This is a genomic window from Eikenella sp. (genome assembly GCF_057315495.1).
The window spans coordinates 1-18,613 of sequence record NZ_DBHKXY010000010.1; the positions used below are offsets into that span (position 1 = coordinate 1).

General features: G+C 55.6%; 19 protein-coding genes and 1 other RNA gene. 9 read left to right on the top strand and 11 right to left on the bottom strand.

Going from position 1 to position 18,613, the window contains the following annotated elements; genetic code table 11:
• Positions 1-108: 108 nt before the first annotated feature.
• On the top strand, positions 109-579 hold the full coding sequence (locus tag ACO6EE_RS01325) for a hemerythrin domain-containing protein (RefSeq protein ID WP_485958724.1): 471 nt from the start codon (positions 109-111) through the stop codon (positions 577-579).
• Positions 580-842: 263 nt separating this feature from the next.
• Here the strand turns inward: ACO6EE_RS01325 and ACO6EE_RS01330 are convergent, their stop codons facing one another.
• Positions 843-3,044: a primosomal protein N' gene (locus ACO6EE_RS01330; protein WP_485958725.1), complete on the bottom strand. Its 2,202-nt coding sequence runs from the start codon at positions 3,042-3,044 to the stop codon at positions 843-845.
• A gap of 280 nt (positions 3,045-3,324) precedes the next feature.
• Between ACO6EE_RS01330 and ACO6EE_RS01335 the strand changes: the two genes are divergently transcribed.
• The 5 genes from ACO6EE_RS01335 (at position 3,325) to ssrA (ending at position 6,120) form a co-directional block, all read left to right on the top strand.
• Positions 3,325-3,837 (top strand): O-acetyl-ADP-ribose deacetylase, encoded by a 513-nt coding sequence (locus ACO6EE_RS01335; RefSeq protein ID WP_485958726.1) that lies wholly within the window; start codon positions 3,325-3,327, stop codon positions 3,835-3,837.
• Positions 3,838-4,133: 296 nt separating this feature from the next.
• Positions 4,134-4,655: a translation initiation factor IF-3 gene (gene infC / locus ACO6EE_RS01340; protein ID WP_485958846.1), complete on the top strand. Its 522-nt coding sequence runs from the start codon at positions 4,134-4,136 to the stop codon at positions 4,653-4,655.
• A 150-nt stretch (positions 4,656-4,805) separates the two neighbouring features.
• Positions 4,806-5,003, top strand: a complete 198-nt coding sequence (gene rpmI / locus ACO6EE_RS01345; protein WP_003823953.1) for a 50S ribosomal protein L35 — start codon at positions 4,806-4,808, stop codon at positions 5,001-5,003.
• A gap of 13 nt (positions 5,004-5,016) precedes the next feature.
• On the top strand, positions 5,017-5,373 hold the full coding sequence (gene rplT, locus ACO6EE_RS01350; protein ID WP_485958727.1) for a 50S ribosomal protein L20: 357 nt from the start codon (positions 5,017-5,019) through the stop codon (positions 5,371-5,373).
• 384 nt (positions 5,374-5,757) lie between these two features.
• Positions 5,758-6,120: a transfer-messenger RNA gene (ssrA, locus tag ACO6EE_RS01355) on the top strand.
• A 281-nt stretch (positions 6,121-6,401) separates the two neighbouring features.
• On the opposite strand, the gene ACO6EE_RS01360 is transcribed toward ssrA, so the two are convergent.
• The 4 genes from ACO6EE_RS01360 to ACO6EE_RS01375 all read right to left on the bottom strand — a co-directional run bounded on the left by ACO6EE_RS01360 (position 6,402) and on the right by ACO6EE_RS01375 (position 9,510).
• Positions 6,402-6,824, bottom strand: a complete 423-nt coding sequence (locus tag ACO6EE_RS01360; RefSeq protein ID WP_485958728.1) for a hypothetical protein — start codon at positions 6,822-6,824, stop codon at positions 6,402-6,404.
• 125 nt (positions 6,825-6,949) lie between these two features.
• A complete protein-coding gene (locus ACO6EE_RS01365; RefSeq protein ID WP_485958729.1) occupies positions 6,950-7,174 on the bottom strand; it encodes a SlyX family protein in 225 nt (74 codons plus the stop codon).
• The gene (locus tag ACO6EE_RS01370) at positions 7,174-8,559 is read right to left on the bottom strand and encodes a Na+/H+ antiporter family protein (protein WP_485958730.1); all 1,386 of its coding nucleotides are present in this window, start codon (positions 8,557-8,559) and stop codon (positions 7,174-7,176) included. The genes ACO6EE_RS01365 and ACO6EE_RS01370 overlap by 1 nt, the downstream gene beginning before the upstream one ends.
• A gap of 408 nt (positions 8,560-8,967) precedes the next feature.
• Positions 8,968-9,510, bottom strand: a complete 543-nt coding sequence (locus ACO6EE_RS01375; protein WP_485958731.1) for a 5' nucleotidase, NT5C type — start codon at positions 9,508-9,510, stop codon at positions 8,968-8,970.
• A gap of 374 nt (positions 9,511-9,884) precedes the next feature.
• Between ACO6EE_RS01375 and ACO6EE_RS01380 the strand changes: the two genes are divergently transcribed.
• Positions 9,885-11,006, top strand: coding sequence for an NADH-dependent flavin oxidoreductase (locus tag ACO6EE_RS01380; RefSeq protein ID WP_485958732.1), 1,122 nt, complete (start codon positions 9,885-9,887; stop codon positions 11,004-11,006).
• 96 nt (positions 11,007-11,102) lie between these two features.
• Here ACO6EE_RS01380 and ACO6EE_RS01385 read toward each other — a convergent pair whose 3' ends face one another.
• Both ACO6EE_RS01385 and ACO6EE_RS01390 read right to left on the bottom strand, forming a co-directional pair.
• On the bottom strand, positions 11,103-11,927 hold the full coding sequence (locus tag ACO6EE_RS01385) for an ABC transporter ATP-binding protein (RefSeq protein WP_485958733.1): 825 nt from the start codon (positions 11,925-11,927) through the stop codon (positions 11,103-11,105).
• Between the two features lie 80 nt (positions 11,928-12,007).
• Complete coding sequence (locus ACO6EE_RS01390) at positions 12,008-12,478, bottom strand: MarR family winged helix-turn-helix transcriptional regulator (RefSeq protein WP_485958734.1); 471 nt, start codon at positions 12,476-12,478, stop codon at positions 12,008-12,010.
• Positions 12,479-12,610: 132 nt separating this feature from the next.
• Here ACO6EE_RS01390 and ACO6EE_RS01395 point away from each other — a divergent pair, with 132 nt between their 5' ends.
• Both ACO6EE_RS01395 and ACO6EE_RS01400 read left to right on the top strand, forming a co-directional pair.
• A complete protein-coding gene (locus tag ACO6EE_RS01395; protein ID WP_485958735.1) occupies positions 12,611-13,066 on the top strand; it encodes a hypothetical protein in 456 nt (151 codons plus the stop codon).
• A gap of 43 nt (positions 13,067-13,109) precedes the next feature.
• Complete coding sequence (locus ACO6EE_RS01400) at positions 13,110-13,550, top strand: antibiotic biosynthesis monooxygenase family protein (RefSeq protein ID WP_485958736.1); 441 nt, start codon at positions 13,110-13,112, stop codon at positions 13,548-13,550.
• A gap of 114 nt (positions 13,551-13,664) precedes the next feature.
• On the opposite strand, the gene ACO6EE_RS01405 is transcribed toward ACO6EE_RS01400, so the two are convergent.
• The 4 genes from ACO6EE_RS01405 to ACO6EE_RS01420 form a co-directional block, all read right to left on the bottom strand.
• A complete protein-coding gene (locus ACO6EE_RS01405) occupies positions 13,665-15,182 on the bottom strand; it encodes an ABC transporter permease/substrate-binding protein (RefSeq protein WP_485958737.1) in 1,518 nt (505 codons plus the stop codon).
• A gap of 191 nt (positions 15,183-15,373) precedes the next feature.
• Complete coding sequence (locus ACO6EE_RS01410) at positions 15,374-15,775, bottom strand: HEAT repeat domain-containing protein (protein WP_049257657.1); 402 nt, start codon at positions 15,773-15,775, stop codon at positions 15,374-15,376.
• Between the two features lie 77 nt (positions 15,776-15,852).
• A complete protein-coding gene (gene ubiD / locus ACO6EE_RS01415) occupies positions 15,853-17,331 on the bottom strand; it encodes a 4-hydroxy-3-polyprenylbenzoate decarboxylase (protein WP_485958738.1) in 1,479 nt (492 codons plus the stop codon).
• Between the two features lie 50 nt (positions 17,332-17,381).
• Entirely contained in the window at positions 17,382-18,533 is a 1,152-nt protein-coding gene (locus ACO6EE_RS01420; RefSeq protein ID WP_485958739.1) for a DUF1176 domain-containing protein, read from the bottom strand.
• Positions 18,534-18,613 lie beyond the last annotated feature (80 nt).

Below are 18,613 nucleotides of genomic sequence, written 5' to 3' on the forward strand. Positions count from 1 at the left end.
TCGGCACACCGTCCCGACAGCTAAAAATCTTGCGGGATTGGTGTGGAATTTAGGGTTAATCTAGTACAGCCCCTTTTTTTATAGAACCATATAAAGGACACCACGCTCATGATTGATCACGAACTCTGGCAAAACGCCTCCGACAGCGACATAATCGACCACATCCTGCCGCGCTATCACGACACCCACCGCCGTCAGCTCGACGAACTCGTCCCCCTGGCCGAAAAAGTGGCCGGCGTGCATGCAGGCACGTTTCCTGCCGAGATGGTTCCCTTGCTGCATACCATTCAAGGCGAACTGCTCAGCCACATGATGAAAGAAGAGCGCATCCTGTTCCCCATGCTCAAGCAAGGTGCCGGCCGCGCCGCCGCCATGCCCGTGCGCATGATGATGCATGAACACACCGAGCACGATGCCGCCATCGAACGCTTGTTGAAAATCACGAACAATCTGCAAGCTCCCGCCGATGCCTGCCGCAGCTGGCAACAGCTCTACAGCCTGGCGCAAGAGCTGGTGGACGATTTGCGTGACCACATCGATTTGGAAGACAATATCTTGTTTGCCCGCGTGTTGGCGTAACCCTTAGAACGTAGAAAAGGCTACCTGAAACAGATTTGCTGTTTTCAGGTAGCCTTTTTCCTGCCCAATGGCTAGCGGGCCGCTTGGCGGGAGCAGATTTGAATAGCGGCGCAGGGGAGAGAAAGCTTATCTGCCTTTGGCGGTTTTAGCTTAAAGGCAGCTTATTGCAGCAAGGCTACCTGAAAAATACTCCATTGAAAGGGTGGGGGTATTTTCAGGTAGCCTTTTATGAATGCGTGGTGCTGACACTGAATACTGGCAGCTTACATTTCCAAGGGATCGATATCCACCGACCATCTGGCCGCGGCAAACTGCCGTGCCAGCGCGGCGAGGGCTTGCTGCCAGAGGGAGACTTGGCGGTGCAGCGCTTTGCGGCTGGGGCTTTCCAGAAACACCTGGGCGCGTTCGCGGCCGGCGAGTTTGGCCAGCAGCATGGGCACCGGGCCGAGGCAGAGCACTTTTGCAGCTTCGGTTTCTGCGCTTTCAGGTAGCCTTTGTTGTGCCACCCATTCGGCAGCCAGGCGCAATAATTCCAGCGCATCGGCCATATTGGCGGCATCGGCACGGATGGCGGCGGTATGAGAGAAGGGCGGCATATCGAAACTTTCGCGCTCGGCCAGTTCGCCGGCAGCGAAGTCGGCATAGTTTTGCCGCAGCAGCGTTTGATACACGCGATGCTCCGGCAGTCGGGTTTGGATGAACACGCGGCCGGGCAGCTCGGCACGCCCGGCGCGGCCGGCCACCTGCATCAGTTCGGCAAACAGCCGCTCGGGGGCGCGGAAGTCGGCGCTGTAGAGGCTGCCGTCGGCATTGAGCACCAACACCAAATTCAGGCGGGCGAAATCGTGGCCTTTGGCCAGCATCTGCGTTCCCACCAAAATATCCACGCCGTTGGCGGCGATGCGCTGGTAGAGCCGCTGCCAGTCGCCTTTGCGGGCGACACTGTCGCGGTCTACCCGTTCAATTTTGGCATCGGGCAGCTGCGCGCGCAGGGCTTCTTCCACCCGCTGCGTACCGATGCCCACCGCGGTGAGGTCTTGGTTGCCGCAGTCGGAGCATTTTTTCGGAATCGGCACCGCCAGCCCGCAATGGTGGCAGCGCAACTGGTGCGCGCGCTGGTGCAGCACCAGCTTGGCGGAGCAGTGCGGGCAGCCGAAGGTGTGGCCGCAGTCGCCGCAGAAGAGGGCGGGGGCGAAGCCGCGCCGATTGAGGTACACCATACTCATGCCGCCGGCGGCGTGATTTTGCTGCAAAAGCTTGAAAGCGGCCGGGCTGAAGCCTTGGTCCAATGGCTCGCGGCGGATGTCGATCAGGCGAATTTCGGGCAGGCGGGCGGCAGCGCGGGCGCGTTGCGGCAGGCTGAGCAGGCGGTAGCCGCCGCTTTGCGCCTTGTGCCAGCTTTCCAGCGAGGGTGTGGCGCTGCCGAGCACAATCGGGCAGCCTGCCTGCCGTGCTCGCCACACGGCCAAATCGCGGGCGTGGTAGCGCAGTTCGCTGTCTTGTTTGAACGAGGAATCGTGTTCTTCATCCACCACAATCAGCCCCAAATCCGGCAGAGGCGTAAACACTGCCAGCCGGGTGCCCACCACCAGCCGCACCTGGCCGCACATGGCTTTCAGGTAGCCTTGGGTGCGCTCGCCGGCGGCGGTTTGGCTGTGCAGCACGGCAGTCGGCACATCGGCAAAACGCTGTTGCAGGCGGGCGATAAGCTGCGGCGTGAGGCTGATTTCAGGCAGCAGGAACAGCACCTGTTTGCCCGCTGCAAGCGCGGCGGCCATGGCTTCGAAATAGGTTTCGGTTTTGCCGCTGCCAGTGATGCCATGCAGCAGGAAGGGGGCAAAACCCTGCGCCTGCGCCACCGCATCGGCCGCGGCCTGCTGCTCGGGGTTGAGCGGTACGGGCGAGGGCGGAATCGGCATGTGGGTGGGCAGAGTGCCAGTTTCGGCTGCCAGCCAGCCTTGCGCCTGCCAGCTTGCCAGCTGGGCGGCGGCCTGCGGCGCGATGGTGCAGGCGGCGCTTTGGCTCACCGGGCTCTCCAGCAGCGCCTGCCACAGCGCGGCCTTGCGGCGGTGGTGCGGTGGTGGTGCGGGCTGTTGCCGCCCCAAATCGGTGAGCGAAAAATAGGTTTCCGGCTGCGGCGGCGGGCAGGGCTTAGCTTCGCGCAGGCCGGCTGGCAGGGCGGTGAAGGCGGTTTGGCCGATGGGGTGGTGATAATAACGGGCAGTAAATTCAATCAGTTCGCGCCAGGCGGCGGGCAACGGCGGTTCGTGTTCAAACACTTGCGCGAGCGGGCGGATTTTGGCCGGGCTGATTTCCGGCTCTTCGCACGCGCCCCACACGATGCCGGCCACGGTTTTACCGCGAAACGGCACAGCCACGCGGGTGCCGGGCGCGGGAATACGGTCGGCACGGTAGGTAAGCAGCGTGTCGAGCGGAACATTGAGGGCAACTTGGCAGTAGGGCACGGCGGTTGGGAGTGAATGAATAAGGAGACGGCGGGTATTGTACCTGAAACAGGAAGGGCTACCTGAAAGCGCATTTTTCTACGGAGCTAATGCGTTGGTGCAGTGGAAATGGCAGCATAGATTTCAGGTAGCCTTTGGATAGTGCGGGCAGTAAACTAGGCGTATTGTACCAACGGAGAATCAGGCTACCTGAAAACTTTTGCCGCAACGCAGCAAAATAGACTACGGCAAGGCTGAAGCAATTTCAGGTAGCCTCTCATTTAAAACAAAGGAAACCGATATGACTGCCACTTTGGAAGTATGCCAAGCCGATATCACCATGCTGGCGGTGGACGCGATAGTCAATGCCGCCAATTCTTCGCTATTGGGCGGCGGCGGAGTGGACGGTGCGATACACCGTGCCGCCGGGCCGGAGCTGTTGGCCGAGTGCCGCCGGCTGGGCGGCTGCCGCACCGGTGAGGCCAAAATCACGCAGGGCTACCGGCTGCCGGCGCGCTGGGTGGTGCACACCGTCGGCCCGGTGTGGCGCGGCGGACAGCATGGTGAAGCGGCGCTGTTGGCCGCAGCCTATGCCAATTCGTTGAGCCTGGCTGCCGAACAGGGTGCGCAAAGCATCGCTTTCCCCTGTATCAGCACCGGCGTGTATGGCTACCCCGCACGTGAGGCAGCAGTAATTGCGATTCGGGCGGTGCGCGAAACGCTGCTGCAATGCCCGCAGATGGAGCGGGTGGTGTTCTGTTGTTTTTCACAGCAAGATGCGGCACTGTATCGGCGATTGCTGGAGGCTACCTGAAAAAATCGGGCGGATACGCAGCGCATGTTTGACAGTAAGCAGGCAAAATCGAGAGCATCGCTCGCACAGATTGCTTGGATTGTTGGTGGGAAGTATCGTTTTGGGCGGCTAAACGCAGGTTTTTGGTGTATTTACGGCGAAACTTGCTATAATCGCGGGCACGTTGCGCCAAGCGCAGCGGTTTTTGATAAAATACAGTGGTTTGGTGGCCGGGTTGAACAGTGTTGTCCCCATCAGGCTACCTGAACAGCAGGTGCGCCAAAGCGCACCACCAGACTAACCTTAATAGGAGATTCATCATCGCACAAGAACGCGAAGCACGGATCAACGGCGAAATTCACGCCAAAGAAGTGCGTTTAATCAGCGGCACGGGCGAGCAGCTCGGCGTCGTAACCGTGAAAGAAGCCCTGGCCATGGCCGAAGAGCAAGACGTGGATTTGGTGGAGATTTCCCCCACCGCCAAACCGCCTGTCTGCAAGCTGATGGACTACGGCAAATATAAATACGAGCAGTCGAAAAAACGCGACGAAGCCAAGAAAAAGCAGAAACAGGTGCAGATTAAGGAAATCAAATTCCGCCCCGGCACCGACGAAGGCGATTACCAAATCAAAATGCGCAACGTTACCCGCTTCTTGGCCGATGGCGACAAAGTGAAAATCACCCTGCGTTTCCGCGGCCGCGAAATGGCGCACCAGCATTTGGGCGCGCAGCTGCTGGAACGTGTGAAGGCCGATTTGGCCGAAGTGGCCGTTGTGGAACAGTTTCCGAAAATGGAAGGCCGCCAGATGGTGATGATGGTTGCACCCAAGAAGAAGTAACCGTATAATTCGCCGTTTTCCGCTCCGCTGCACGCGGGAAACGGCTTCAGTATTGTGTGTGCGGCATAAAACCGTGGTTTCGGGTATTAAGCGCGGCCTGTTGCAGGCAGCCTCCCGATGCCTAATCCGATAAACCAATGGAGTTTTCCCATGCCTAAAATGAAAACCAAATCCAGTGCGAAGAAACGCTTCAAAGTGCTGGGCAACGGTGGCATCAAACGCGCCCACGCGTTCAAACGCCACATTCTCACCAAAAAAACCACTAAGAACAAACGCCAGCTGCGCGGTACCGCTATGGTAAACGAGCGCGATGTGGCTTCTGTTCACAAAATGTTGCCCTACGCTTAAAGGAGTCTGAAATATGCCACGCGTAAAACGCGGTGTAACCGCACATGCCCGTCATAAAAAAGTATTAGTTCTGGCCAAAGGCTATCGCGGCCGTCGTAAGAACGTCTACCGTGTTGCCAAACAGGCGGTGATGAAGGCAGGCCAATATGCCTACCGCGACCGCCGTCAGCGCAAACGCCAGTTCCGTCAACTGTGGATTGCCCGTATCAACGCCGGTGCCCGCCAGCACGGCCTGTCTTACAGCAAATTCATGAACGGCCTGAAACGCGCCGCTATCGAGCTGGACCGCAAAGTATTGGCCGACTTGGCTGTATTCGACAAAGCTGCTTTCGCGCAGCTGGTTGAAAAAGCCAAAGCCGCTTTGGCCTAATGCCCGATTAGAAAATCGGTCGGAGTTTTCCGGCCGATTTTTTATTGTGCGGAAATTATAGTGGATTAAATTTAAATCAGGACAAGGCGGCGAGCCGCAGACAGTACAAATAGTACGGCAAGGCGAGACAACGCTGTACTGGTTTAAATTTAATTCACTATAAATGCGAGAAGAAGGTTGGGCGGCAACTCACCTTGGCATGCCAAGCCATCGATCCGCTTAGCCGAAACCAACGCTTTAGCTTCGCAGAAACCAGGCTTTGGCTGCGCCAAGACGTCGGTTCATCTTGTTGAAGTTGCACTTTCAGGTAGCCTTTAGGGGGGCGGCTGGCAAAACGAATTGTCCAAAGCTGGCCGGCAGCGTATAATCCACCTTCCTTTATCTGGGGGCGACCTTGGTTTCGACGGGGGTTGCGAAGCAGATGCGGGCATACCGGGGTCTCAGATTTCCCGTAAAACACTGAATTTAAATAGTCGCAAACGACGAAACTTTCGCATTGGCCGCCTAAGGCCTGCCGTTGCAGCAGTTGGTCAATGGGCTGTGTAGCGTAAGCTACTGCAACGTCATTCTACATTGACTGGTTTCCCGTCGGGTTACTTGGCGGGAAATGAGATTTAAGGTAACTGGCTCCCAAACAGCCTGTCTGTCGGCAGAATGGGGGCGAGATTCTAAGTTGGCAAGACTAAGTATGTAGAACGCTCTGTAGAGGACTTTCGGACGGGGGTTCGATTCCCCCCGCCTCCACCAGATTTCCTTTTGTAAGACTTATTTGGGCAGCCTTCGGGCTGCTATTTTTTGTGTGTTTGAAGTGTGTTGGCAGTGTAGAAAGGCTACCTGAAAGTTTCAGGTAGCCTTGATTTGTAGTGGATCAAAATAAGAATGCTACTGTGTAAGTTCGCTAGGTTGTATTGTCTGCGGCTTTTCGCTTTATTCCACTCTTATTTTCCCACTATTTGATAAGGTTTTGCTGTGGCTAAACCGTTTCCGTTATGGCAAACGCATCAATGTAGTTTGAAGGATGTGGTTGATTACAGAGATCTTCGGAAATACCGGCCAATTTGGTGAGTGCGGCAATTCACGCGCCATTTGTTGCTGTTTTGCCAATAATAATCCACGATGATGCCTTGGTTATCAGTGTAGAAGATGCGGTCTTGGTTTTGGCCGTAGCAGACGTCGCTATAGTAGTTGGTAATGATGGGACCGTTTTGACTGTTGCCTTCGTATTCACGGCCGCCGTAGGAGTAATAAGTATAGCGCCAGAGGTAGGCATAGCGATTGTTTCCCGATTTGACTCTACCTTCTGTCGGTTCGACGCCATAGGATTTAATAACGGCATCGATGGGTTTGCCAACAAAGCGTTTCATACGTGTGTCTAGGCTGGCGCAGCCGGCAGTGAGGCAAACGAGGCCGGCCAGGAGGGCGGTACGGCCGATGGAGATTGGGGAGGGCATGATGTGCTTTCTTATGGTGGAAATGAGGGGCGGAATGATAGAAAAGGAATAGGCAAGTTGGCAAGAGGCTACCTGAAAACATAAAACGTTTTCAGGTAGCCTCTTGGTTGATACACGCTTGGCCTTTAATAATGCGGTGGGATTTCGGCAGCGGGATTAAAGGTTTGGTTGGTGCCGCTACCGTCTTTTTCCTGCAAGCGGCCGTAGAGCAGCCGCAGCTGAGCCTGTTGCAAGTCTAAGGCTTGCTGCAAGCGGGCGACGGTATCGTTCAGGCTGTCGAGCAGGTCGTTTTGCAGGGCGACCTGAATTTCCAGTTCGGCCAGCCGCGCTTCGGTGTCGTTCTGCGTCATCACAGCACCATGGCGGCCACCCAGCCTGCGGCCATCAGCGGCAGGTTGTAGTGGATGAAGGTGGGGATAACCGAATCGTAGATGTGGTCGTGCTGGCCGTCTACGTTTAGGCCGGAAGTGGGGCCGAGGGTGGAGTCGGAAGCAGGCGATCCGGCATCACCCAGCGCGCCGGCGGTGCCGATGATGGCCACGGTGGCCAGCGGCGAGAAGCCCATGCTGGCGCACAGGGGAACGTAGATGGAGGCAATGATGGGCAGGGTGGAGAAGGAGCTGCCGATGCCCATGGTTACCAACAAGCCGACGGCGAGCATAACCAGGGCGGCCATGCTTTTGTTGCCGGCGAACAGGCTGGCGCTGGTGTCGACCAAGGGTTTGATCTGACCGGTGGCCTGCATCACTTCGGCGAAGCCCTGGGCGGCAATCATGATGAAGCCGATCATCGCCATCATGCGTAGGCCGCTGTCGAATACCGCATCCACTTCGCGGCGGCGCACCACGCCGGTGGCCATGAATACGCCGAAGCCGATCATCGCGCCCAAGAGCAGCGCGTCGTCGTACACCAGCTGCACCACAAAGGAAGCCACAATCGCCACCACGGCCACCACGCTGCGGTAGGTGGAGATTTTCGGCGCGTTGGCCGCAGCCTGCTCGGAGCTCAAATCCACCTGGTTATTGGTGTAGTGGCGCGGTTTGCGGTAGTGGACGAAGGCGAGCAGCAGCCCCACAAGCATGCCGGCGGCGGGAATCGCCATGGCTTCCATCACGTTGACGCCCTGCACGTCCATACCGGCTTTTTGGATGTTGGCCAGCAGGATTTGGTTTAAGAAAATCGCACCAAAACCATAAGGCAGGAACATATAGGTGGTTACCAGGCCGAAGGTGAGCACGCAGGCCAGCAGGCGGCGGTCGATCTGCATGCGGTTGAACACGAGCAAAAGCGGCGGCACCACCATCGGGATGAAGGCGATGTGGATCGGGATGATGTTTTGGCTCATGATGCTCATCAGCAAGAGTGCGCCAATCAGCCCCCATTTCAGGCCGTTTACGCCGGAGGGGATTTGGTCGCGGCTGGCATCGCCGCCCATTTTGCGCACCACCATGCCGGCCAGCTGATAGGGCAGGCCGGAGTGGGCAATTGCCATGGCAAACGCGCCGAGCATGGCATAGGAGAGCGCAATCTTCGCACCGCCGGCCAGGCCGCTTTGGAAATGGGTAATCACGCCTTTGGTGATGACTTCATGGGTGGCCGGGTCGGTAATATCCGCCAGCGGCAACCCGGCGGCCAGGCCGCCCACAAATGCGCCAATCACCAGGCTTAACACAACGTGTACGCGTGCCGCCGACAAAATCAGCATCACCAGCACAGCCAACACTACGGCATTCATTTCACTTTCTCCTTTCTTGCGCCTAATCCGCATCCGCCAAAAGCAAAAGCCAAAGCCCAATTTCTCCGTTTATTGCCCGATGTGGAGAAATAAGCGCTTTAGCTTTGTGGCCAGATGGACATTGGCCGCAGATTTATTTCATTAATCGGGAAATGAGTATAACAACGGAAAAAGCGGCAGGCAACAGGCAAATTGATTGGCTGTGAATAAATTTCCCCGCTGATTCAGCAGAATAGTGGAGGCTACCTGAAAAGCAGGAAAGTAGTTTCTGCATAAGCAGAGTTTAGGTGCGGATGAGCGGGAAAGATAATTATTGGCCGGGGAGCAGAGTGGCGTGCTATTTGAATAAGAAAGGCTACCTGAAAAATAGTTGCACTCCTTTTTCAGGTAGCCTTCAAGCTGGCGGCATCAATTATCCAGCAAATCCGCCCAGGTTTCCGGCTCTGTCCACACAATGCGCGGTACGTTCAGGTGGCGGTTGTGTGGCGCATCGTAGAGGCGGTGTTGCCACAGGGGCGGCAGGCTGCCTTCGATAGTGGGCTTGTCGTCGATGAGGATGTCGCCGCGCACCCAGGTTTTGTCTTTGGCGATAATCACGCGCCGTGTCCATTCCGCGCCCAAGTGTTGTTCCACCCAGGCGATTTTCTCGCCGGCACAGTAGCGGTATTGGTTTACCGGCGCGGTGCAGATGCGCACATCGTGGCCGGCGGCCAAAAGGGCGTGGGCGGCTTCCACCGCGCCGGGCATGGGCGGCAGGCTTTCGAAAAAACCGACCGCGCCGTAGAGTTCGGTCGCGTGCGGGCGCAGGTGCTCGGGCAGGCGGTCGCGGATGTAGAAAATGTGTTCTTTGCCTTCTATCGGCGCGTCTTCGCCGAAGCGGCCGCGCCAATAGCGGCGAAATCCGCTTTCAAAGTCGGCGAGCACGTTGTCTTGGTCGAGCAGGATGAGCATGGCGGGCTTTCTGTGGTGTGTTAGGATGAGGCTGGCTGAAAAGTTGGTAGCACGATTATAAAGGTTTTATCGGGCATCTAGGTTTGGGCTGTTAATTTTCAAATGCCTATGCTAGGTTGCCTGAATTTGTGGCATTGCCTGTTGGGCTGAAAAGGCTACCTGAAAGTTCCAAATCGGCCTATCCAGATAGGTTGAGGCAGCATATTGAGGGGAAAATGCCGGTTGCTTCGTGGTATTTTCAGGTAGCCTGTCTGCTTGAAAACCCAGTCAAACTGCCCAACTAGCACAGTGCTGCTGATACGGCAACTGTGTGTATACCGAATGCGCCCGCCGCTTCAGGCTACCTGAAACTCCCACCACACAAGGAATCCAACATGAATCCCGTCTTCCAGCCCTACACCTTCAACAACGGCGCCACCGTTCCCAACCGCCTCGCCGTCGCCCCGATGACGCATTTCGCTTCGGACGAAAACGGCCATATCACCGACCAAGAGCGCACGTTTTTGCAAAACCGCTTCAAAGGCTTCGGCCTGTTTATCACCGCCGCCACACTGGTGCAGGCCAACGGCAAAACCTTTCACGGCCAGCCGTATGCCATCAATGAGGACGATTTGCCCAGCCTGCGCGAAGTGGCCCAAATCGCCCAGGCGCAAGGCGCGAAAGCTATCTTGCAAATCCACCACGGCGGCAAACTGGCTCCCAAAGAGCTCTGCGGCGACATCGTCGCTCCGTCCGCCGATGAGGCTACGGGCGCGCGCGAACTGACCGCCGCCGAAATCGAACAACTCATCGCCGCCTATGCCAAGGCCGCCACCCTCGCAATGCAGGCTGGTTTTGACGGCGTGGAAATCCACGGCGCCAACGTTTACCTGCTGCAACAATTCGTGTCCGCCCAAACCAACCGCCGCACCGACGAATGGGGCGGCAGCCTGCACAACCGCCTGCGTTTCCCGCTGGCCGTGGTCGATGCCGTTGCCGCCGCCGTCAAAGCGCACGCCAAACCCGACTTCATCTTGGGCTACCGATTCTCGCCCGAAGAGCCCGGCGAGCAGGGCATCACCATGGCAGAAACTTTCGCACTCGTAGACGCGCTGGTGCAAAAACCGCTGCAATATCTGCATGTTTCCCTGTGGGACTTCTACAAACACGCCCGACGCGGCGCAGACACCAACCGCCCCCGCATGGAACTTTTGCACGAGCGCATCGGTGGCAAACTGCCCTTAATCGGCGTGGGCAACCTTTATACCGGCAGCGACATTGCCAAAGCGTTGAACACCGGCTGGGCAGAGTTTATTGCGCTGGGCAAAACCGTGATGATTAACCCCGATTTAGCCGATTTGCTGCGCGACGACCGCGATGCCGACATTCAAACCGACCTCGACCCCGCCCGAGCCGACCACTACCGCCTGCCTGACGCGCTGTGGCAACGCTGCCTGACCAATTCGCCGTGGCTGCCGCCGGTGAAAGGGATGGAACGGCAGATTGTGGATATTTGAGCGTTTTAGACGGTCTGAACATGAAAAAGCAGCCTGCACTTCGGAAATTCAAAGTGCAGGCTGCTTTTTAGGTTTTCAGGTAGCCTCAAACGCGCATCAAAGCAACGCTTGCCTCACCGCCTCTTGTCCTTTTTGGTCCAGCCGCAGGAATTGGTGGATGATACGTTCGGCATCGGGTGTGTCGGCGGCGGCAAACAGCGATTGCACGTAATCGTTGGCAGGCTGCTTTTTGATTTCTTCGGGCGTGCCGATTTGCACGAGTTGGCCGTTGTGCATCACGCCGATGCGGCAGGCGAGTTTCAGGGCTTCCTGCATATCGTGGGTTACAAACACGATGGTGGTGCCGAATTTCTGGTGAATCATGGCGATTTGGTCTTGCAGCACGGTGCGCACCAGCGGGTCGAGCGCGGAAAACGGTTCGTCCATCAGCAGCACTTGGGGCTTGGCGGCGATGGCGCGCAAAATGCCGATGCGCTGCTGTTCGCCGCCGGAAAGTTCGTGCGGATAGCGGTCGCGGTAGCGTGCGGGGTCGAGTTCCACCAACTCCAATAATTCGTTCACGCGAGTTTTGCGTTCGGCTTTGGGCCAGCCCAAAATGTCGGGCATGAGCGCGATGTTTTCCGCCACGGTCATGGTGGGGAACAGGGCGATTTGCTGCAATACATAGCCGATTTGGTGGCGCAGCTGGCGGATGTCATAGTCTTTAATGCGTTTGCCGTGCAGATAAACGTTGCCGTCGGTCGGTTCAATCAGCGCGTTAATCATGCGTAAAGTGGTGGATTTTCCGCTGCCCGAACCGCCCACCAACACGAAAAATTCGCCTTGATAAATGGTCAAATCCAAATCGCGCACGGCATATTTGCCGTCATATTGCTTGCCTGTGCCGTGAAATTCGATGAAGGGGATGGGGTTGTTTTGCATGGATGTGATTCCTGTATTAAGCAGGCTGATTTTTTGGTTTGCAGGCTGCCTGAAAGCAGAGCTTCAACGAAGTTAAACCCTCAATCCGTCTTCCCGCCTGCAATCATCTCTTGCTGTCGTGCCACAATTTTTGCCGCCATTTCCAAAAACAACTTCTGTTCGTCTGCCGACAAATCCGACAAAGCCGTTTGGTTGATGGCTTTGGCAATTTCCGTAGACTGCTGCTGCAAGGCACGAGCTTGCTCCGTCAGCATAATCAGGCGGCTGCGCGCATCGTCGGGATTCGGTTCGCGCGTAATCAGGCCGTCGCGCTCCATCCGCGCCAAGGTGTTGGCAATCGTTGCCTGCTTCAAATCGGCGCGTTCCACCAATTCCTGCTGGCTCAAACCGTCTTTCTGCCACAGTTCCAGCAATATCGGAAATTGCGCTGGGGCGATACCCAAAGGCTTCAAACCTTCGCCCAATAAAATGGCAAATTGGCGTGCAATGTGGTTCATCAGATAGCCTGCCGATTCAGTTTTGAAAACTTCGTTCACTTTGTTTCCTTTCAAATCAAATTGTTGCGGATTATATCACAAACATAGCTTGCTATTTTAATTCATAGCACGCTATACTTATTTCAGCTCGATAGCTTGCTATCTAAACGCTTTCAGACGGCCTCTCTTAAATGTTCAAAGGCAACCATGATGAACCGCAATACTTTACGCAAAATCCACGCCGCCGCAGGAGCGGGCGCATTTTTATTCATCGCCTCGTTTTGGAGCAGCACCGTGTTCAGCGAACTCTTCGGCTCGCACGAAACCGTCGCCGCCGTGAGGCAAACCATTGTTTATGCGCTGTTCGGGTTGATTGCCTGCATGGCAACCGCAGGCGCAACGGGCATGAAAATGGGCGGTAAAAGCAAACACGCCGCGATTGCCGCCAAACGCCGCCGTATGCCCTTTATCGCCGCTAACGGAGTATTGATTTTGCTGCCTTGCGCGTTTTTCTTAAACAGCCGCGCCGCCGTAGGACAGTTTGACAGCGTGTTTTACATCGTACAAAGTATAGAACTGATTGCAGGCGCGACGAATCTGACGCTGCTGGGCTTGAGCATGAAAGACGGTTTTTCTATCCGCAAGCCGAAGAAAAAAGCCTAAATCCTCAATTTTTCCCAACACACTTTATATTAGGAGTTTACACATGAATACCCGCAAAAAAACCATTATCGCTGTCGCTGCCGCCACAGTTTTCCTTTGCGTTGCAGGCTGCACCGCCAAAGCGGAACAATGGCGCGCACAACGCGAAGCCATGCATAACAGCGTTGTACTCATCAACACCTTTGAGGTGCCGCAGGGTAAAGAAGCCGAAACTTTTGCGGCTTGGCAGAAATCACGCGATTTCCTGAAAACCCAGCCGGGCTACATCGGCACGCGCCTGCATCAAAATATTGACCCGAACGGCAAATATCATTTGGTAAACATTGCCCGTTGGCGCAGTACGGAAGATTTCCAAGCCGCCACCGCCAAAATGCGCCAAGCCCTGCCGGACAACATGCCGAAAGGCGTAACTGCCAGCCCGGGTTTGTTTAAAGTGATTGAAAGTGATATGCCGCACGGCTTCGGCAGACGCGGCGGCAAGTGAGGCGAGTAAGCGGCGGAACCGCGCGCCGAAATAAAAAGCAGCCTGCACTTTGAAAAACAAGGTGCAGGCTGCTTTTTGTGCTTCCAGGCTACCTGAAAACACTCCCTGCCGGTTTCATTTCCCTAACCACCCATTCTTCTCCAAATAATCCCGCGCCACGTGTTCAGCACTTTCACCTTGTACTTTTACGCGGTAGTTCATTTCGCTCATTTCCGTTTCGCTGATTTTGCCGGCCAATCGGTTCAGCGCGGCCACGATTTGCGGATTTTTCGCGGCAAATTCTGCTTTCATCAGCGGTGCGCCCTGATAGGCGGGGAACAGGGCAATATCGTCTTTCAGCAGGCGCAATTGATATTGTTTCAACTCAGCATCGGTAGAAAAGGCTTCCACCAAGTCGATTTTGTCGTTCAGCAGGGCGGTGTAGCGCAGGGCGGGCTCTAGGCTGACAATATGTTTTAGCGTAATACCGGCCGCCTGCATGCCTTTGTAGCCGTCTGCCCGGTCGGCAAATTCCAGCGAAAAACCGGCGCGGATATCGGGTGCAGCCTGCTTTAAGTCGCTGATGGCATTCAGTTGGTGCGCTGCACCGTAACCCTCTTTGACTGCCAACGCATAAGTGTTCTGATAAGACATCGGCGGCAGAAACTCCAGCCGATATTGTTCCGCCAATAATTGTTTGCCCAGTCGATAGGTTTCATCTGGCGACAGATGGCGGTTGTTCTGCTCGGGCGGCACTTGCACCAAGGTTTCCAGCACCGTGCCGGTGAATTCGGGATAAATGTCGATTTCGCCGCTATTCAGCGCGTTAAACAGGAAGGTGGTTTTGCCGAAATTAGGTTTGATTGTAACCTTGATATTCGGATTTTCACGTTCAATCAATAATTTATACATATTAATTAGAATATCCGGCTCGCTGCCCATTTTGCCGGCAATCACCACGTTTTGTGTGGCAGGTGTAAATGAAACCTGCGACAAACCAAGCGCACCGAAGCCCACCGCCAATGCAAGAATAATCGGCAGCTTGCGCCGTGATTTTTGCAACAGCCCAATCATGCCGCTTACGCCGACGGCGAGCAGTGCGGAGAGCAATGCGCCGGTAAACGTCATCGTCATGTTGTTTCGGTCGATGCCGAGCAGAATCAGGTTGCCCAAACCGCCTGCGCCGATTAACGCAGCAAGAGTTGCTGTGCCGACAATCAGCACCGCCGCCGTGCGGATACCCGAAATCATGGCAGGCAACGCCATCGGCAGCTCAATCCGCCACAATGATTGCCAACGCGATAGCCCGAATGCGGTGTACGCATCTTGAATCGATTGGTCGATTTGGGTCAGCCCCAGATAGGTGTTTTGAAAGATCGGCAACAGCGCGTATAGCGTGAGCGCAATCAAGACGGGCGGCGAACCGATGCCGACAAACGGAATCAGCAAACCCAGCAGCGCCAAAGACGGGATGGTTTGCAATATATTGGTGAACTGCAACACCGCTTCCGCTGCCCGCTGTCTGCGCGCAAACAACACGGCGGCAGGCACGGCAATGGCCACTGCCGCGAGCAAAGCCAGCCCGGAGAGCCATAAATGTGTGAGCAGCATTTGCCAGAGTTCAGCAAGGGAAAAGGGGAGGGATGCGGGCATGAGGGTTGGCTGTGTTGATGGTTAGTGGGTTGAATGGTATAGGGGTTTTGGGTGTGTGGCAAGGAATGGCAGCAGGAAGGCGGAGATGAAAAAGCAGCCTGCACTTTGAATTTACCAAGTGCAGGCTGCTTTTTAGGTTTTCAGGTAGCCTTTATCAGGCGATGGAGAGCTTATCGACATATTTCTCTTTGCTATTCAAACATCCTCAGCACTTCTTCCAACAGCTCAATGCGCCATATTTCGTTGGCGGGATTGTTCAGCGCGGCAGTGAGGGCGGTATATGCTTTTTCTGCGCGTACACCTTCTATTTTTTCAATTTTATCGAGAATGCCCGCTGCTTCATGCGCCATTTCGAAATTGCCGTCAATCAGCCAGCCGATGGCTTTCTCAAACAAAGGCTTCGCCGGATAGTTTGCCAATGCATAAATCAGCGTACCGCGAACTTTGGCATATTCCGCACTGTTTAGTGCGGCCAAAATCAACGGGTAGATTTCCCAATTGCGTTGTTCGGCAAGGTCTAAAATCAGTGGGATTTTGTTCCGCAGCGGGGTTTGTGGATTTTTGATTTGTTCAATCAATTCGTTATTGTTCATTTTATTTCCCAAGCCGATCCTTCAGCATGGCAAAGTCTACCTAAAAAGTCCCCAAATGCCCGGCAAGATTCAGTCCCTTACAACCCCAATTCCCTCCAAATCTCATCAATCTTAGCCGTAACCGCAGGGTCTTTTTTGATTACCCGTCCCCATTCTCGGTCGGTTTCGCCCGGCCATTTGTTGGTTGCGTCCAAGCCCATTTTGCCGCCGAGTCCGCTGACGGGGCTGGCGAAGTCGAGATAGTCGATGGGCGTGTTTTCCACCAACACAGTATCGCGCACGGGGTCCATGCGCGTGGTTACAGCCCAGATGACTTCTTTCCAGTCGCGCACGTTCACATCATCATCGACCACGATGATGAATTTGGTGTACATAAACTGGCGCAGGAACGACCAGCAGCCCATCATCACGCGCTTGGCGTGTCCGGCGTACTGTTTCTTCATGCTGACCACCGCCATGCGGTAGGAACAGCCTTCGGGCGGCAGGTAAAAATCGGTGATTTCGGGGAACTGCTTTTGCAAGAGCGGTACGAACACTTCGTTCAACGCCACGCCCAAAACGGCAGGTTCATCGGGCGGTTTGCCCGTGTAGGTGGAGTGGTAAATCGGGTTTTCGCGCATGGTGATGCGTTCGACCGTGAACATGGGGAAATGGTCCTGCTCGTTGTAATAGCCCGTGTGGTCGCCGTACGGGCCTTCCAACGCGGTTTCGTTCGGATGGATGACACCTTCCAGCACGATTTCAGCGCGTGCAGGCACTTGCAAATCGTTGCCGATACATTTCACCAGTTCCGTCCGCGAACCGCGCAGCAGTCCGGCAAACTGGTATTCGCTCAAAGTATCGGGAACGGGCGTTACCGCGCCCAAAATGGTGGCGGGGTCGCAGCCGAGTACGACGGCGACGGGATACGGCGTATCGGGATTGAGTTTGCGGAATTCCTGATAATCCAGCGCACCGCCGCGATGCGACAGCCAACGCATAATCAGCTTGTTTTTGCCGATGAGTTGTTGGCGGTAAATGCCCAAGTTCTGGCGTTTTTTGTGCGGCCCGCGCGTGACGGTCAAGCCCCATGTTACCAGCGGCGCAACGTCTTCCGGCCAGCAATGCTGAATCGGCAATTTATACAAATCAACATCTTCGCCTTCCCACACGATTTCCTGACACGGCGCGTTTTTCACCACGTTCGGCGCCATACTCCAAATGTCTTTCAGCAGCGGCAGTTTGGAAAACGCGTCTTTGATGCCTTTGGGCGGTTCGGGTTCTTTCAGATACGCCAGCGTCTGCCCGATTTCGCGCAACTTGGACACGCTGTCCGCGCCCATGCCCATCGCCACGCGTTCGGGCGTGCCGAACAGGTTTGCCAACACGGGAAAATCGTAGCGGCTGCCGTCGGGGCGCACGGCGTGTTCAAACAAGAGCGCCGGCCCTTCGGCGCGCAGCACGCGGTCGGCGATTTCGGTCATCTCCAAATGCGGCGAAACGGGATGCGAGACGCGCTTGAGTTTGCCCTGCTGCTCGAGCATGGCGATGAAGTCGCGTAGGTCTTTGTATTTCATTTAAAGGCTACCTGAAAATGATGCATGGCTTTGGGTGTGGTTGGGAGCGCTTAATCGGCATATTCTTTCAGCCGCTCCCTATTCCATTCTGCTTGTTTTTCGGCTTCAGGGGTGTCGGTGGGCAGGGAAAGGAAGGTGGGCATGATCCATGCGCCGCCGGTAAATCCACGGCACATTTGACCAGGGGCGGAATAGGTCAAGCTAAATTTTCTGCCATCCCAAATCCAGCTTGCCCCTCCCCAGCAATCGCCAATGCCTCGTCCTTTGAAACTACCGGCTACCATGCCATCATAACCATAGCCTTGGTTGATTTCTCTGCCGACTATCGATTCAATCTGCGAGAAATCTTGGTTGGTTACAACAACCAGCTGGGTAGTGTCGTTGTAGATGGTTTGGATACAGTCGGCCTGTATCAACATATGCCCGCCGCTTAAGCGGTGGGCTTCAATTTTCGGATTTTGTTCTGGTGAATCAACAAACTCGCAAGATTTTGCCTGCGGTAAACGGCGCAGTTTTTGCAGCAATACACGGTATTGCGCAGTGCGGGGGTTAAATACACGCATTATCGGCATCAATGGGCTATTGCTGCCGGCCGATTGGGCAAGCGGCATGCCAGGCACGGCAACTGCATGGATGACCAGCAATGGTTGCGGCTGCAACACGGCACGTCGGCTGTGGCCGGGATTGATGAGCGCGGAAGGGGTACCGCTGCGGCGTTGGAAGGCATCCATACGGCGCAAAATGGCGGCAGCACCGTCGGACGACAGCCGCCATTCCATACCGTCTGGCCCTTGTAGGCTGATGGTGGCATGGTGTTTCAAGGCATCTAATAAAACCTGAGTTTGCCCTTCGGATAATTTAACTACGCCATCGCTGCTGGAGCTTGGAACGGTGGTGATTTGGCCAGCCGGGCGGCCGTTGATAGACAGTTTGGCTGCTGTTAGCGGCCAAAACGGCTCGCCTTGATAACTGGCCTGCAAGCGGGCGGACACAACAGCCTGCTCTCCGGCGGCACGTTGCAGCAGCAGGGAAACCGGAAATTCAAGGTAATCTTTTTCGTTGGCATAGCCGGCGGCGCGGCAAGTGCCGGTGTTGTTGCAGGCCAGCTCCCAATCGCCCTGCACGGTGTAGAAACCTTGAATGGGCGCAGCGGGCAGCCTGCCGCCGAGCAGCAGTAGCAACCATAATGAATGACGCAACATTTTATTCTCCTTAGGAAGATATAGTGAATTAACAAAAACCAGTACAGCGTTGGCTCGCCTTGCCGTAACGTGTGTACTGT